This window comes from Micromonospora sp. NPDC047187 (assembly GCF_040643355.1).
GTDB lineage: Bacteria > Actinomycetota > Actinomycetes > Mycobacteriales > Micromonosporaceae > Micromonospora > Micromonospora salmantinae.
In genome coordinates, this window is the sequence record NZ_JBEYUF010000013.1 from 61,343 (window position 1) to 76,310 (window position 14,968).

General features: G+C 73.6%; 13 protein-coding genes. 5 read left to right on the forward strand and 8 right to left on the reverse strand.

Annotated features, from left to right (window positions below; translation table 11 throughout):
• Position 1 precedes the first annotated feature (1 nt).
• On the reverse strand, positions 2–997 hold the full coding sequence (gene bioB, locus ABZ794_RS20875) for a biotin synthase BioB (protein ID WP_357517042.1): 996 nt from the start codon (positions 995–997) through the stop codon (positions 2–4).
• A 320-nt stretch (positions 998–1,317) separates the two neighbouring features.
• Here bioB and ABZ794_RS20880 point away from each other — a divergent pair, with 320 nt between their 5' ends.
• From ABZ794_RS20880 to ABZ794_RS20895, 4 genes are all read left to right on the forward strand, one after another.
• Positions 1,318–2,454: an 8-amino-7-oxononanoate synthase gene (locus ABZ794_RS20880; protein WP_210783213.1), complete on the forward strand. Its 1,137-nt coding sequence runs from the start codon at positions 1,318–1,320 to the stop codon at positions 2,452–2,454.
• 76 nt (positions 2,455–2,530) lie between these two features.
• Positions 2,531–3,235 (forward strand): dethiobiotin synthase, encoded by a 705-nt coding sequence (bioD, locus tag ABZ794_RS20885; RefSeq protein WP_238678930.1) that lies wholly within the window; start codon positions 2,531–2,533, stop codon positions 3,233–3,235.
• Positions 3,236–3,289: 54 nt separating this feature from the next.
• Entirely contained in the window at positions 3,290–4,861 is a 1,572-nt protein-coding gene (locus ABZ794_RS20890; RefSeq protein ID WP_357517044.1) for a histidine kinase, read from the forward strand.
• On the forward strand, positions 4,861–5,538 hold the full coding sequence (locus ABZ794_RS20895) for a response regulator transcription factor (protein ID WP_334505238.1): 678 nt from the start codon (positions 4,861–4,863) through the stop codon (positions 5,536–5,538). Before ABZ794_RS20890 ends, ABZ794_RS20895 begins: the two co-directional genes overlap by 1 nt.
• Positions 5,539–5,574: 36 nt before the next feature.
• Here ABZ794_RS20895 and ABZ794_RS20900 read toward each other — a convergent pair whose 3' ends face one another.
• The 5 genes from ABZ794_RS20900 to ABZ794_RS20920 form a co-directional block, all read right to left on the reverse strand.
• On the reverse strand, positions 5,575–6,396 hold the full coding sequence (locus tag ABZ794_RS20900) for an ABC transporter permease subunit (RefSeq protein WP_357517047.1): 822 nt from the start codon (positions 6,394–6,396) through the stop codon (positions 5,575–5,577).
• Positions 6,393–7,325, reverse strand: a complete 933-nt coding sequence (locus tag ABZ794_RS20905) for an ATP-binding cassette domain-containing protein (protein ID WP_210783221.1) — start codon at positions 7,323–7,325, stop codon at positions 6,393–6,395. The genes ABZ794_RS20900 and ABZ794_RS20905 overlap by 4 nt, the downstream gene beginning before the upstream one ends.
• Before the next feature lie 89 nt (positions 7,326–7,414).
• Positions 7,415–8,263, reverse strand: a complete 849-nt coding sequence (locus ABZ794_RS20910; protein ID WP_238690940.1) for a polysaccharide deacetylase family protein — start codon at positions 8,261–8,263, stop codon at positions 7,415–7,417.
• A 24-nt stretch (positions 8,264–8,287) separates the two neighbouring features.
• Positions 8,288–9,478 carry a cytochrome P450 gene (locus ABZ794_RS20915; protein ID WP_357517049.1) on the reverse strand — a complete coding sequence of 397 codons (1,191 nt, stop codon included), beginning with the start codon at positions 9,476–9,478 and terminating at the stop codon, positions 8,288–8,290.
• A 9-nt stretch (positions 9,479–9,487) separates the two neighbouring features.
• Positions 9,488–10,156 carry a 50S ribosomal protein L11 methyltransferase gene (locus ABZ794_RS20920; RefSeq protein ID WP_357517051.1) on the reverse strand — a complete coding sequence of 223 codons (669 nt, stop codon included), beginning with the start codon at positions 10,154–10,156 and terminating at the stop codon, positions 9,488–9,490.
• 150 nt (positions 10,157–10,306) lie between these two features.
• On the opposite strand from ABZ794_RS20920, the gene ABZ794_RS20925 reads away from it, so the two are divergent.
• Positions 10,307–11,200 carry a hypothetical protein gene (locus ABZ794_RS20925; RefSeq protein WP_238690941.1) on the forward strand — a complete coding sequence of 298 codons (894 nt, stop codon included), beginning with the start codon at positions 10,307–10,309 and terminating at the stop codon, positions 11,198–11,200.
• Positions 11,201–11,243: 43 nt separating this feature from the next.
• On the opposite strand, the gene ABZ794_RS20930 is transcribed toward ABZ794_RS20925, so the two are convergent.
• Positions 11,244–14,174: a M36 family metallopeptidase gene (locus ABZ794_RS20930; RefSeq protein ID WP_357517053.1), complete on the reverse strand. Its 2,931-nt coding sequence runs from the start codon at positions 14,172–14,174 to the stop codon at positions 11,244–11,246.
• Between the two features lie 140 nt (positions 14,175–14,314).
• Positions 14,315–14,896: a TIGR03086 family metal-binding protein gene (locus ABZ794_RS20935; RefSeq protein ID WP_357517055.1), complete on the reverse strand. Its 582-nt coding sequence runs from the start codon at positions 14,894–14,896 to the stop codon at positions 14,315–14,317.
• Positions 14,897–14,968: the final 72 nt, after the last annotated feature.

The window sequence follows — 14,968 nt, forward strand, 5'->3', positions numbered from 1 at the left end:
GTCACAGCGTGGCGGACAGCGCCTTGACCGGCATCTTCAACTCGTCCAGCAGCTCCAGGTCTGCCGTCGCCGGTCGACCCAGCGTGGTCAGGTAGTTGCCGACGATCACCGCGTTGATGCCGCCGAGCAGACCGTCACGGGTGCCGAGGTCGCCGAGGGTGATCTCGCGACCACCGGCGTACCGCAGGATGGTGCGCGGCATGGCCAGCCGGAACGCGGCGATGGCCCGCAGTGCGTCCTTGCCCTCCACCACCGGACGGTCACCGAGCGGAGTGCCGGGACGCGGGTTGAGGAAGTTGAGCGGCACCTCGTGCGGGTTCAGCTCGGCGAGCTGCGCGGCGAACTCGGCCCGCTGCTCGACGGTCTCGCCGAGGCCGAGGATGCCACCGCAGCACACCTCCATGCCGGAGTCGCGCACCATCCGCAGCGTCTCCCAGCGCTCCTCCCACGAGTGCGTGGTGACCACGTTGGGGAAGTACGACTTACAGGTCTCCAGATTGTGGTTGTAGCGGTGCACGCCCATGTCGACCAGGTCGTCGACCTGCTCCTTGCTGAGCATGCCCAGCGACGCGGCGACCTGGATGTCGACAGCCGCCTTGATGGCGGCGACGCCCTCGCGCATCTGCTTCATCAGCCGGGCGTCCGGACCGCGGACCGCGGCGACGATGCAGAACTCGGTCGCCCCGGTCGCGGCGGTCTGCTTCGCCGCCTCGACCAGCGACGGGATGTCCAGCCAGACCGAGCGCACCGGCGAGGTGAACAGGCCCGACTGCGAGCAGAAGTGGCAGTCTTCCGGGCAGCCGCCGGTCTTGAGCGAGACGATCCCCTCGACCTCGACCTCCGGGCCGCACCAGCGCATCCGCACGTCGTGAGCGAGCTGGAGGGCGGCGGGCAGGTGCTCGTCGGGCAGGTTCAGCACGGCGAGGATGCCGGCCTGATCGAGGCCGACACCGTCACCCAGGACCTGGGTCCGGGCCTGGTCGAGGATCTCTGACATGGCTCGTACCCTACTAGGCCTGCGCGAGAGTCCCCGGTCGAGCCGAGACGGAGTCCAGGCGGCGGTCCGGCAAGGCGGATGTTCGTCTGGATACCGGTGTTGTATCCAGACGAACATCCAACGCGGCCGGTCGTTGTCTGGGTCCGTCGTAGGCCGGCCGGGGACTCTCGCACAGGCCTGGGGCCGCCCGATCAGCCGGAATGCCCTGGCGGCCCGGTCGGCACTCGCACCGAGTGGAATCGTCGGGCTGGTGGCGGCGGGTGGTAATTTCGCCCGGCGGGTGTCGGGCTGACCGGCACGCACAGCGGGGGAGGGTGACGGTGGCGGACTGGCTGGCGGCGCTCGACCGCCGCGCGGAGCTGCGGGCGAAGGCCGGGCTCACCAGGCGACTGCATCCGCGTCCGGCCGACGATCAGATGACCGATCTGGCCGGCAACGACTACCTCGGCCTGGCCACCCACCCGGACGTCATCGCCGCGGCCACGGCGGCCCTGTCGGCGTACGGGCTGGGGGCTACCGGGTCGCGACTGGTCCGGGGCTCCACCGACGCGCACCGGGCGCTGGAGGAGGACCTGGCCCGCTGGTTGGGCACCGATGGCGCCCTGGTCTTCTCCTCCGGCTATCTGGCCAACCTCGGCGCGCTGCGGGCGCTCGTCCAACCTCGGACGCTGCTCGTCTCCGACGCGCACAACCACGCGTCGCTGATCGACGGCTGCCGCATCTCGGGTGCGGAGACGGTGGTCACCCCGCACGCCGACGTCGACGCGGTGGCCGCCGCGCTCGCCGCCGCTCCCGGCCGCCCGGCGGTGGTGGTGACCGAGTCGGTCTTCTCGGTCGACGGTGACCTCGCCCCGCTGGCTCGGCTGCACGCCGTGGCCCGCCGTCACGGCGCGCTGCTGCTGGTCGACGACGCGCACGCGCTGGGCCTGACCGGCCCGGCCGGCGCGGGCGCGGTGGCGGCCACCGCGCTGGCCGGCGAGCCGGACGTGGTGGTCACCGCCACCCTGTCCAAGGCGCTCGGTGGCGCGGGTGGCGTTGTCGCCGGCCCGGCCGAGTTCGTCCGGCATCTGGTCGAGACCGGGCGCACGTTCATCTTCGACACGGCACTGCCGCCGGCGGTCGCCGCCGGTGTGCACGCGGCGCTGCGGCTCGCCCAGGCCGGCGACGACCTGCGCGCCGAACTCTCCGACCGGGTGGGACTGGCGGTCGGTCGGCTGCGGGCGGCCGGGCTGACCGTCTCCGCCCCGGACGCGGCGGTGATCTCGGTGACCGCCCCGGGGCCGGAGGCGGCGACCGCGTGGGCCGCGGACTGCCGGGACCGGGGCGTCGCGGTGGGCTGTTTCCGGCCACCATCCACCCCGGACAGCCGCTCCCGCCTGCGCCTCACGGTCAGCGCGGGGGTGCCCCGGGCGGAGTTCGAGCGGGCGCTGGACGTCATAGTGGACACCGCGCCGTGAGCGCGAGGAGTGAGCGGGGTTTGCGAGCCCCGCAGTCGCGAACCGAGGTGGCGCCGTGACCGGGTGGGCGGGGTCGGTGCTCGTCACCGGGACGGACACCGAGGTCGGCAAGACGGTGGTGACCGCGGCGATCGCGGCCGCCGCGCAGGCCGCCGGGCTGCGGGTGGCGGTGGTCAAACCCGGTCAGACCGGTACGGCCGGCGGTGAGCCCGGCGATGTGGACGCGGTGAATCGGCTGGCTGCGCCGCTGACCGGTCGGACCCTGGCCAGCTACCCGGATCCGCTCGCCCCGTTGGCCGCCGCGCGGGTGGCCGACCTGCCGCCGTTGGAGTTGTACGCGGCGGTGGACGCCGTCCGCGCGGAGGCCGACAAGCACGACCTCGTGTTGATCGAGGGCGCGGGCGGGTTGCTGGTTCCGATGGGGCTGCGACCGTCGGGGGAGCCGTGGACGATGGCCGACCTGGCGGTGTCGCTCGGCGCGCCAGCGGTGGTGGTCGCCCGCGCCGGGTTGGGCACGCTCAACCACACGGCGTTGACCCTGGAGGCGTTGGACCGTAGGGCGGTGCCGGCCGGTGTGGTGATCGGAGCCTGGCCGGCCCGGCCGGAGTTGGTGCACTGGACCAACCTCACCGACCTGGTACCGAATCTGCTCGGCGCGCTGCCGGACGGCGCCGGCGCGATGGACCCGGGCGTGTTCCGGCGGTCCGCGCCGGGTTGGCTCACCCCGGCCCTGCACGGCGTGCTTGACGACTGGCGGGTCTGGGCCGAGGAGAGCGGCTGAACACCTGACTTTCGTCGGTGTCCGCGCAGGTCGGGCGTGGGTAGCCTGACCGCCGTGCGGATCCTCGACTCCCCGCCGCCGGCTTGGCTGCACCGGCGGCGTCGCCTGCTGCTGGACGTGCTGCTCTGGGCGGTGGTGGCCGCCCCGGTCGGCTACGCCGAGGCCAGCCCGCCCTATACGCGGTACACGTTTCCGCTGTTGGTCGGCAAGCTGCTGCTGCTCGGTGTGGCGGTGGTGGCGAGTCGACGTCAACCGTTGGTCGCCCTGGTGCTGGCGGTGCTCGGGTCGTTGGTCGACGGCAACTTCGTGTTCGCCATTCCGGTCTTCAGCTATCTCGCCGGGCGGCGCAGCGCCACAGTGGGTCCGGCGATCATGGTCTTCGTGCTGATCACGGCCGGTGGCACGGCGCTCAACCTGGGGTTGCTCGGCGCCGGCGCGGCAACCTGGTTCCTACTCGCCTCGGTGCTGCTCTTCGCCGCCGTGTTCCCCTGGTTGGTCGGCCGGTACCGGCGCCAGCAGCAGGAGTTGACCGACGCCGGTCGCCGGCACGTCGACGCGCTGACCCGCGAGCAGCGGGGTGCCGCCGAGCGGATCCGACTGCGTGAGCGGGCCCGGATCGCCGGGGAGATGCACGACTCGCTCGGTCACGACCTCAGCCTGATCGCGTTGCGCGCCGCAGCCCTGGAGGTCGCCGCCGACCTGGACGACAGGCACCGGGCCGCGGCGGGGGAGTTGCGGGCCAGCGTCTCCGCCGCCACCGAGCGACTGCACGAGATCATCGGGGTGCTCCGCGAGGAGGCTGGCGCGTCGCTGCGTCCGAGCGGCGAGACCGTGGCCGACCTGGTCGACGGTGCCCGGGAGGCTGGCATGGCGGTACGGCTGGACGCCGCCCCGGCGGTCGCGGACCTACCGGCGATGACCGGTCACGCGGCGCACCGGATCGTCCGGGAGGCGCTGACCAACGCCGCCCGGTACGCGCCGGGCGCCCCGGTCGACGTACGCCTCACCCGCGACGGTGACCGGGTCGAGGTGACAGTCGTCAACGAGGCTCCGCCGGCCGGGCCGCTGCCCGCTCCGCCCTCGCAGGGCAGTGGGCTGCTCGCCCTCGCCGAGCGGGTCCGCCTCGCCGGCGGGACGCTCGACGCCGGCCACCGGGCCGACGGCGGGTTCGCCGTACGGGCGGTGTTGCCGGCCACCGCGGCGGCGTCCGAGGCGATCGGGTCGGCGGCCGAGGCCGGGCTTGCGTCCTGGTCCGACGAGCGCCCGGGTCCGGCGGAGCGGCCGGTGGACGCCGAGCGGCGGCTGCACGACGCCCGGCGGCGGGTTCGGCGCAGCCTGCTGGTGGCGCTCGTCGCCCCGGTCGGTTTCGCCCTGGTGCTCTCGTTCGTCTACTACCCGGTGGCGACCGCCGGGACGGTGCTGGACCGGGCCACCTTCGACCAGATGCGCGTCGGCGCGGCCCGGTCCGAGCTGGTCGGGCTGCCCCGGCGGCAGTTGGATCGCCAGACACCGATCGACCGGGCCGGCTGCGAGTACTACACCGACGGCAACTTCCCCCTCGCGGCGCCGACCTGGCGACTCTGTTTCACCGATGGCCGGCTGGTCAGCAAGGAGTGGATCGCGTAGTGGACACCGACACGACCGGGGCACCGCCGATCCGGGTGGTGCTGGCCGACGACGAGGCGATGATCCGGGCCGGCGTTCGGGCCATCCTCGCCAGCGATCCCGGCATCGAGGTGGTCGCCGAGGCCGGCGACGGGCACGCGGCGGTGGAGCTGGTCCGGGCCCACCGACCCCGGGTCGCGTTGCTGGACATCCGGATGCCGCGGCTGGACGGGCTGGCCGCCGCCGCCGAGATCCGTCGGGTCGTGCCGGACACCGCGACGATCATGCTGACCACCTTCGGCGAGGACGACCACGTGGCCCGGGCGCTCGGGCACGGCGCCAGCGGGTTCCTGCTCAAGGCCGGCGACCCACGTGAGCTGATCGCGGGCGTGCACGCCGTCGCCGACGGTGGTGCGTACCTGTCGCCGAGGGTGGCCCGCCGGGTGATCGAGCTGGGGGCTGGCCGGCTGGCCCGCCGACCCGCCGCCCGGGACCGGACGGCCGGGCTGACCGAGCGGGAACGGGAGGTGCTGGCCCTGGTCGGGGCGGGCCTCTCCAACGCCGAGATCGCCCGCCGGCTGCACCTCGTGGAGGGCACCGTGAAGAGCTACCTGACCAGCATCTTCACCCGGCTGGACGTACGTAACCGGGTGCAGGCGGCGATCCTCGCGTACGAGGCGGGGCTGGTCGACGGCTGAGCGGGGGCCGACCGGCCCCCGCCCAGCTCGCCGGCCCTACGCGTCGCGGCGGCGCAGGGCGGCCCGGCCCAGCAGCAGCGCGGCGGCGGCCCACCCGGCGAGCAGGAGCAGCCCGACCACGCTCGGGTACGGCTCGGTGTCGCCGGCCAGGAAGTGCCCGCCGGCCACGCCGGGGAACACGTCGGCGATCCGGTTCAGCACGTCGATGTCCGGCTCCTGGAGGGAGAGCGGCACGATCATCAGGGTGGCGAGGAGCACGGTGAGGGTGAGCACCGCGCTGCGCAACGCGGCACCGAGGCCCAGGGCGAGCACACCGACCAGCGCCAGGTAGGTCGCCACCGCCACGATGTCGCCGATCGTGTCGGCGGCCGGGGCGCTGCCCCACTCGCCGAGCACCGGTCGGGCCACCAGGGTGCCGACGCCGCCGAGCACCAGCCCGAGGACGAAGGTGACCGCCCCTGCGACCGCGGCCTTGGCCAGCAGCACCCGACCGCGCGACGGGGTGCACTGCAACGTGGTCCGGATGGTGCCACTGGTGAACTCGGCGGTGATCGCGAGCAGGCCCAGCGCCAGCACCACGTACTGGGTCAGCTCGACCGAGTCGATCAGCACGCTGCCGACGGTGACGATCCCCCGGTCGTCGGTCGGGTCGTCGTTGGTGTTGTCGTTGGCGACGTAGATGGCCAGTTGGCCGGCGCTCGCGAACATCACCAGCAGCCCGGCCAGTGCCGTCCACCAGGTGCTCCGCACCGAGGAGAGCTTGGTCCACTCGGCGGCCACCGCCCCCCGGAAGGTGGCCGGCGCACCTGCGGCCGGCGTGCTGGCGGGGCGGGTGCCCGCGTCGGTCTGCGTGCTCATCGTTGCCCACCCTCGGTCGGACCGCCGTCGTACTCGACGCTGTCGGCGGTCAACTCCATGAACGCCTGCTCCAGCGACGCGGCGTGCGCGCTCAGCTCGTGCAGTCGTACTCCCAGTTCGTGGGCCAGGTCGCCGACCTGGTCGGCGGTGACGCCGGTGACGGTCAGCTCGTTGCGGTCGGCGGTCTCGACGCTCGCCCCGGCGGCGGTGAGGCGCGCGGCGAGCGCGGCCAGCCCGTCCGGGTGTGGGCTGCGGACCCGGACCGCTACCGTGCTGCGGGCGATCACCTCGCCGATCGGCGAGTCGGCGAGCAGTCGTCCCCGGCCGATCACCACGAGCTGGTCGGCGGTGAGCTGCATCTCGCTCATCAGGTGGCTGGAGACGAAGACCGTCCGTCCCTCGTCGGCCAGTGAGCGCGTCAGCTGCCGCACCCAGCGCACCCCGTCCGGGTCGAGGCCGTTCACCGGCTCGTCGAACATCAGCACCGGCGGGTCACCGAGCAGCGCCCCGGCGATGCCGAGTCGTTGGCCCATGCCGAGGGAGAGGGCCCGGCCGGGCTTGCCGGCGGCCCGTCCGTCCAGCCCGACGGTGTCCAGCACCTCGTCGACCCGGCGGGCGGGGATGCCGTTGCTGTGCGCCATGGCGCGCAGGTGCGCCCGGCCGGACCGGGCCGGGTGGATGGCCCGGGCGTCGAGCAGCGCGCCCACCTCGTGCAGCGGCCGGCGCAACTCCCGGTACGCGCGCCCGCCCACCAGGGCCTGCCCGGCGGTGGGTCGGTCCAGCCCGAGGATCATGCGCATGGTGGTGGACTTGCCGGCGCCGTTCGGGCCGAGGAAGCCGGTGACCCGGCCGGGCGCGATGTCGACTGTCAACGCGTCGACCGCGACTGTCGGCCCGAACCGTTTCGTCAACCCACGTAATGTGATCATGCACTGACGCTAGGCGAGCGACCTGCCACCCCACCGCGCCCGAACGGCACCACCCACCCCTGACTTTCGTCAGGTCGGCGACGGGCCGATCACCGTACGTACTGCTCCAGCAGTGCCGGGGTGAGCCCGGCCCGGTGGATCGCCCTCAACGCCGCGAGCAGGTCGTCCATCAGCGCCGGTCGAAAGTGCATCAGCAGCACGTCGCCGGGTTGGACCACCTTCTCCGGGGTCTGGTAGCGCACCTTCCCCTCGTGGACGGTCTCGGTCCAGTGGAAGACCGCCTTCGCGCCGCAGTCGTGCGCGGCCCGCAGCGTGGTGCTGTCATGTTCGCCGAACGGTGGGCGGAACAGGGTGGGTCGCTTGCCGAACAGTTCCTCCAGCTTGTCGGCGGCGCCGCAGATCTCCTGCTTCTGGTAGTCGTACGACCGGCCGGCCAGCGAGTTGTGCCTGATGGTGTGGTTCTCCACGACCCCGCCCACCGCCTCGATCTGCCGGAAGTAGTCGGTGTGCTCCGCCGCCGCCGGCGAGTTGAGGAACATGGTCACCGGGATACGCGCCTCCCAGATGAAGTCGATCACTTCCGGCGGGCGGGCCAGCCCACCGTCGTCGATGGTGATGAAGGCGACCTTCTGGTCGGTCGGCAGGCGATGCCAGAACGCCGCCGAACCGGTAGCGGGCAGCGTCACCGGTTGCGGCTGCGGTGCCTCGGGAAATGTCGGCACCTGGGACACGTACCAGGCCAGGCTCTTGAACGCGGGTTTCGCGGTCGGGGACGGCGAGGCCGAGGGGGTCGGCGCCGAGGCGGACGGAGTCGGCTGGGCCGCGGTGACCTGCCGAGCGTGCGCCGGGTGACCGGGACCGACCGTGCAGGCAGTCAACGTCAGCAGGACCAGAAGCGTTACGACGGCAGGGATCCGACGGGTGGGGATGGCTGACACGCCCGGAAACATACCGAGCGGATGTCAGGATCCGGTCAGCCCGGTGACCCCGGGCGAGCGGCGGACCACGAACGCGTCCGGCATCCGGAAGGTGAGATTGTCCGGGCACCAGGGCGGACGGAGCACCGTCACCCCGTCCAGCAGCGGCGCGGCCTCGGCCACCACCACGGCCGCCTCCATCCGGGCCAGCACGTCCCCGACGCAGCGGTGCGCCCCCGCCCCGAACGCCAGGTGCCGGCGTGATCCACGCTGACCCGGACGGAACTCGTCGGGCGACTCCACCACCGCCGGGTCCCGACCGGCGCGGCCCAGCCACAGCACGAGGCTGCTGCCCGCCGGCACCCGCGTGCCGCCCAGGGTGCTCTCCGTCGTCGCCACCCGCCGCCAGGTGACGATCGGTGGTTCCAGCCGCAACCCCTCCTCCACCACGTCGGCCACCGCGACCTCGCCGCTGCGCAGGCCGGCCCGGACCACTGGCTCGTTCGCCAGCCGGTGCAGGAGCAGGGTGAGGAACTGCGAGGTGGTCTCCTGCCCGGCGACCAACAGGAAGAAGAGCGCGCCGACCACCACGTCCGGCGGGTGCCCGGCCGCGCGCAGCTCAGCGGCCAGACCGCCACCGACGGCCGCGAAGTCCCGCAGTACCCGGTGGAACCGGCCCACCTCGGCGGCGAGCGCCACCTGCCGGTCGGCGTCCAGCGGTGCCCAGAACAACTCCAGCGCGGCGCGGGCGAACTCCTTGACCGCGCCGACCGGCGCGTCCGGCAACTCGACCAGCCGGGCCAGCACCAGCAGCGGCAGGTCGGCGGCGAGGTCCGCGTACAGGTCGACCGGTTCGCCGGCGTCGAGCGCGGCGCCGATCCGGGCGACCCGGTCCCGGACCAGCGCGGTGAGCCACTGCCGCTGGGCGGCCACCCGGGCGGGGTGCAACGCCTCCGCGACGATCGCCCGGATCTGCGGATGGCTGACACCCGAGTTGTTCGCCAGGGTCGGCGGCAACCGGAACCGGTGCCCGGCGAGCACCCGCAGCGCGGTCACCGGCATCGGCGTCACCGCGTCCAGCGCGTTGTCCGGCCGGTAGGTCACCGGGTCGGCGAGGACCTGGCGGACCAGCGGGTGCCGGGTCACGACCAGGTGGGTGCCGCCGACGTGGTCCGGCACCCGGGCCACGTCCGGCCATGCGGCGTCGGCCACCTGCGCCCAGCTGCGGAACAGCACCCGGACACGCTAGCCGGAGGCCCCCGGCAGCCCGGCCCGCAGCCGCCAGACGGTGGTGCGCTTCACCCGCACACTCTCCAGCGCCTCCGGCACCGGCACGTCGTACCCGGCCACCTCGTCGAAGCGGTCCCGGGGCAGGAACGCCCGGCCGGGGTCACCGACCAGCGCCGGCGCGCCGGCTCGGGCGGCGCGCAGCAGGAACCGCAGCACCCGGCGGGCCATCGCGTCGCTGTAGAAGACGTCTCCGGCGAGCACCACCTCGGCGTCCCCGGCGTCGCCGTCGAGGATGTCGCCGAACTCGGCGTCGACGCGTACCCCGTTGGCCTCCGCGTTGAGGGCGACCGCCGCCACCGCCAGCTCGTCCACCTCGACGGCCCGCACGGACGCCGCGCCGGCGCGGGCGGCGGCGATGGCGACCAGGCCGGAGCCGGAGGCGAGGTCGAGCACCCGCCGGCCGGCGACCAGCTCCGGGTGGTCGGTGACGTGGCGGGCGAGGGCCTGCCCGCCGGCCCAGGCGAACGCCCAGAACGGCGGCGGCCGGTCGCTGGAGAACTCGCCCTCGGTCAGCTCCCACAGGCCGATCGGCTCGTCCGCCTGGTGCAGCAGCACCTCGGGAACGAAGGGGACCGGGGCCAGCCGGGCGTGCAGCCGGACGAACGTGCTGGAGAGCTCGGACACGGCGCGATTCTCCCAGCGGCCCGACTCCCGGCGTGTCGCGGGGGAGCGGTGACCGGTTCACCACGGTCGGTGAAAAGCGACCCCGTCCTTGCCGTCCGGTGCGAACACACCCGTCTGGTCGGCGCGGTGCCCCGCTTCTAGCGTTGCGGGGTGGAGGCGACCGAACGGAGGACGGCGGTGGTGACGGTGTGGCGGTATGCGCTGAGGGCAGGGGTGGTGCTGGCCTGTCTGAGCGGGGTGGAGCTGGCGGTGGCCGCCCCGGCACAGGCGGCCTTCACCACCGAGATGAGCGGTTTGCCGGGACGGTTCACCGCCGGTGAGCAGGTGCGGACGATCTCCGCGGTGGTCTCCCAGACCGACCGGCGCGCCAGGTGCGCGAAGGTGCGCTGGTCGATGGTGCTCACCGTGCAGGGGGGCCTCCGGCTCGACCAGGTGAAGATGGACCGGGTGGAGGAGACCGGCGACTTTCCGCTGGAGATCCGTACCGAGGGTGACGTGGCCCGGTTGACCGACCGGCAGCTCGACCCGGGCACGCTCTGCCCGGGCCGCACTGTCACGGCCCGCTACCGGGTGGCCTTCGACGAGGACGTCACCCAGGGGCGGGTCACCCTCGCCGCCGAGGCGTACGACGCCAACCTGCGCCTGTTGGCCCGGCAGACCGCCACCCGCTCGGTGGTGGGGGTGGGCGGTGCCCCGACCAGCAAGCCGAAGCCGACGGCGACCCCGCCGGAGCCCACCGAATCCGCGAGCGCTCCGGCCGAGGGCGAGAGTACGGCGACGGAGGAGCCGGTCGCGGAGCAGGCCGCCGACGCCGCGCCACCGGCGGCCAACCGCCCGGTCTCCCAGTCCGGCGCGTTCGGCGTGGTGCAGGTCGCCTTCCTGCTCGGCGGTCTGCTGCTCTTCCTCGGGGTGGGGCTGCTGCTGCGGCTGCGACACCTGACCCGGGCCGTGGCCGGGGACGCCGACGAGGCCGACGACCCCCCGGTGGACCGGCGCTGGGAGCGCCCGGCCGTCGCCGACCCCTGGCGTCGGGCGCACCGCTGATCGAGCACGGTGGGGCCGGCGGACATCCGCCGGCCCCACTGTGTCACTTCGAGAACGCCTGGAACTCGGCGATCCTGACCTGGCTCCGGGCCGGGCTGGCAGTCGCGCAGTCCGTCGTCGTGGCCGGGTCGTCGTCCTGCTCGCCCGCGTAGTTCGGGCCGCCGGTGCACTGGCTCGCCAGCACCTCGAGGCGCAGGTGGGTGGCGAGGGTGGTGGGTACCGCGAACGTCCGGAGGTTGATGTCGCGGCTGTACGCCCGGTACGCCCCGCCGGGGAACGCGTCCCCCGCGCTGGTGTAGATGCGTTGCCAACGCGTCGGATCCGTGCAGTCGGTGGTCGTCGCGTTGCAGGCGGACACCGCGAACGAGCGCAGGGCACTGAGCGCGTTCTGGGCGCCGGTGTCGGCGTCACCGGTGATCGCCGGGCGCAGCATCGCGCTGACGTTCACCCGTTTGACCGTCTGCGGGGCGTCGCCCGGCAGCGCCACGGTGAGCTGCCGGCCGGCGACCCCGTCCAGGCTGGCCCAGTTCGTTGCCTCGGTGTCGTCGACGACCCGGTCCAGGTTGACCCCGTCGCCGGTGACTGTGGCGCCGGACGCGGTGGAGGCGAGGTTGCGGCTCATTCGCAGGTCGACGTACCCGTCCTGACCGGCCTTGGCGACCACGCTGAGCCGCTGGTGTCCGAACCCGGGGGCCACGGCGAGCAGGTCGTACGTGCCGGCCACCATCTCCACCGTGTCCGGGATCGGCGTCGCCGGGTCGGTGTCGGCCACCGGCACGGCCCGCGCCTCGTACGCGCCGACGTACACGCGGACAGGTGCTTCGGCGCTGTCCCCGCGCGGACGCAGGGTGAGCGTCGCGTTGCCACCGCGCGGCGAGGCGAAACTCGGCGTCGGGTCGGTGTCGCCGGCACCGTTGGTGGCGGCGTCCCGGCCCATCCCGGAGCGCGCGAACTCGGCCCAGATGAGGTCCTGGTTCGCGCCGCCGAAGCGGAGCAGGTCGGCGGTGAGCATGTTGTCGCGCATGTCGAGCATGCTGACCTGGCTGGCGGCCTGGAGCAGGAACGAGTCGAAGACCAGCTGTGACCAGCGCCGGTTGCCCGGGCACTGATCTGCCGCGACCTTGCCCAGCGCGCAGTCGAGCTGCCGTTGCGGGGTGCCGAGGCCGTACCGCTTCACCAGGGCGGAGCGGACCCGGAAGTTGGTGGCGCCCCAGATCTCCCCGTCGGCGTGCACCGCCGGGCCGGCGGTGTTGTAGCCGATGTCGGAGTAGTTGAGCGGGCTGCGGCTCAGGTCGTAGTTGCGGATGCCGCTGACCAGGTTGCCGGTGACGTAGCCGCCGGTGATGAAGGGCGTCTCGCCGGGCGCGCGCAGCCCGTGCTGGTAGAGGTATTCGGCGGCGAGCAGGTCGCCCCAGGACTCACCCATCGCCCCTCCCTGGTGGCCGCTGATCCCGCTGTCCGGGCCGGCGATCATCCGGTTGGTGATCGCGTGGGCGTACTCGTGACCGATCACCGTCATGTCGTAGTCGCCGTCCACGCACGGCGGGTACGGCCCGCCGGCCTGCGGCTGCCAGAGGTACATGTTTGTGGTCGGCGGCAGCCCGTCGCGCGGGGTGCCCTGGTTGGCGTTGTTCCGGTTGCCGCTCAGCGCGCCCTGCTGGGCGCGGCCCTGCTCGGCGTCACCGCCCAGGCCGGACGGGGTGAGGTTGACCGCCTGGAGGTTCCACGCCGACTCGGTGAAGCCCAGCTGGTACGACCAGTCGTGCATCCGGTTGTGCATGGCGAAGAGGTTGGCGATCGACGCGTCCGCGTCGTTGCGCTGGGCCGAGGTGAACACGCTCGGGTTGCACTTGGCCTGGTGCCACTGGTCGGTGAAGGGGTACTCGTAGCGGCGTTCCGGGCTGGTGGGGGCCGGCACGACCGGGGTGTTCGCACCCCAGGACAGCACCGTGTTGGCCGAGTTGCCGCGCGAGGTGAAGGTCGGCGTGCCGGTGGCTGCGTCGACGTCCCACGGTTGGCCGGTGGCCGGGTCACGCCAGGCGGCCTGGCAGCCGGGGGCCGGGTCGCCGCACCAGCGCACCCGGGGGTCCTGCCCGGGGCCGAGGTCGCGGGGCGGGGTGGCCGGGAAGACCGCCCAGCTCGGATTGTCGGAGTCGAAGTCGACGAGGTCCTCGCGGACCAGCACCTGCCCGGTGCTGCCGTCCACATAGCTGGTGAACGCGGCCGGGTGCTCGGTGTCCGCGCCGATCATGGTCACCTCGTAGGCGGCCCGTGGCCCGTCCAGCGGTGTGGGCACTGCCACCGACCGGATGGTGTGGCTGGCCACCGTGTCGGCGGTCAGCTTGGCGTCGGCGAGCGCGGCGGCGTACGCCTGCTCGGGGGTGCGGGTCGCCGGCGCTGGTGTGCCGGTGTTGCGGGCCAGTGAGGAGCTGACCGAGAGCACCGCGCCGTCGGCGACCGCGAGGGTGACGAGGCCGTCCGGCCCGGCGGGCAGGTCCCCGAAGCGTTGCCGCAGGGTGACCACTGTGCCGCTGCCGATCGGCCGGACCAGCACCCGTTCCATGCTGTCCACCGTCGCGGCGTCCATGCCGAACAGGTCGCGGTTGGCGGCCAGGTAGGCGCGGGCGGCGGCCTCCGGGTCGGCGGGCAGCCCGCTGGCGAGCGGAGTACGACCGGGGCCGAGCGCCTGCGGGGTGCCGAGCCGGTTCCACCGGACGTCGGGGTCCACGGCGCGGGCCAGGCCGCGTTGGCGGGCGTCGGGTGCCGCCGTACCGGTGCGGTTGTCGGCGTCGGCGGGCGTGTGTCCCTCGGCGAACGGCCCGGACCGGCGCTCGGTGGACGCCGCGCCGCCGGTGGGGGCCGCGGTGCTCACGCCGGTGGGGAGCAGCGCGGCGACCGTCGCCGTCGTCGCCAGGATGGCGATGAGCCGGCGTCGACGCCGGCTCATCGGGGGTGACCACTCCGGTTGTGGCACGGGACCTCCTCGTGGGAGCGAGATGGTCGGCCAGTCGCCGACCACAGATGCGCGGTGACGCATGCGCATCTGTGGATATCAGTCTCCCGAGGTCACGGCAAGGTCCCGAGCCGCTGTCGCACCAACAGATCGAGATCTGCTCAGTCGCTCGGCGCCCAGTCGGGGTCGCGGCCGAACGCGGCCAGCAGGTGGTCCTGCTCGTCGGCGTCGTCGGGGACCCGTACGCCGGTGTGGACGAGCTTGTTGCGCCGGTAGGCGTCGATCTGGCCGGCGAACCACTGGGCGGCGGCGTGCACCGCGTCCGGGTCGAGCCGGGGCTGTGCGCCGATCGCCACCGCCACGTCCCAGCCGTGCACGAGGTGCTCGGCGAGGAGTTGCTGGAGGTACTCGGTGGCCGGGGTGTCGCCGCCGGAGAGGTGCACTGTGCGATCGATCGTGCCGGGGTGGGTGGCGGCGATCTCGGCCTGCGCGGCGGCCTCCCGGGCCGTCGCGATCGGGTCGGCGCCGAGTTGGTCACCGTCGAGCCGGTCGCCGACCTCGTCGATGGTCCGGCCGGCGAGCAGCGGAACGCTCCACCGGTCCTCGGTCACCACATGGTTGACGAGCGTGCGGACGTCCCAGTCCGAGCAGGGTGTCGGGTCGGACCACTGGCCGGGCTCGATCTGATCCACCCGGTCGATGAATTCGGCCAGGCTCCGGCGGTACGCCTCCAGGAGGTCCATGCTGCCGATTGTTCCGGTCGACGGGGCGGACTGAGCCCGTTTTGCCCGGCCCGGTGCGGGGGGATCGGTGCT

Excerpts from the sequence above, each read along its gene's own strand:
- bioB (WP_357517042.1), bottom strand. The coding sequence starts at position 997 with ATGTCAGAGATCCTCGACCAGGCCCGGACCCAGGTCCTGGGTGACGGT.
- ABZ794_RS20900 (WP_357517047.1), bottom strand. The coding sequence starts at position 6,396 with ATGAGCACGCAGACCGACGCGGGCACCCGCCCCGCCAGCACGCCGGCC.
- ABZ794_RS20905 (WP_210783221.1), bottom strand. The coding sequence starts at position 7,325 with ATGATCACATTACGTGGGTTGACGAAACGGTTCGGGCCGACAGTCGCG.
- ABZ794_RS20935 (WP_357517055.1), bottom strand. The coding sequence starts at position 14,896 with ATGGACCTCCTGGAGGCGTACCGCCGGAGCCTGGCCGAATTCATCGAC.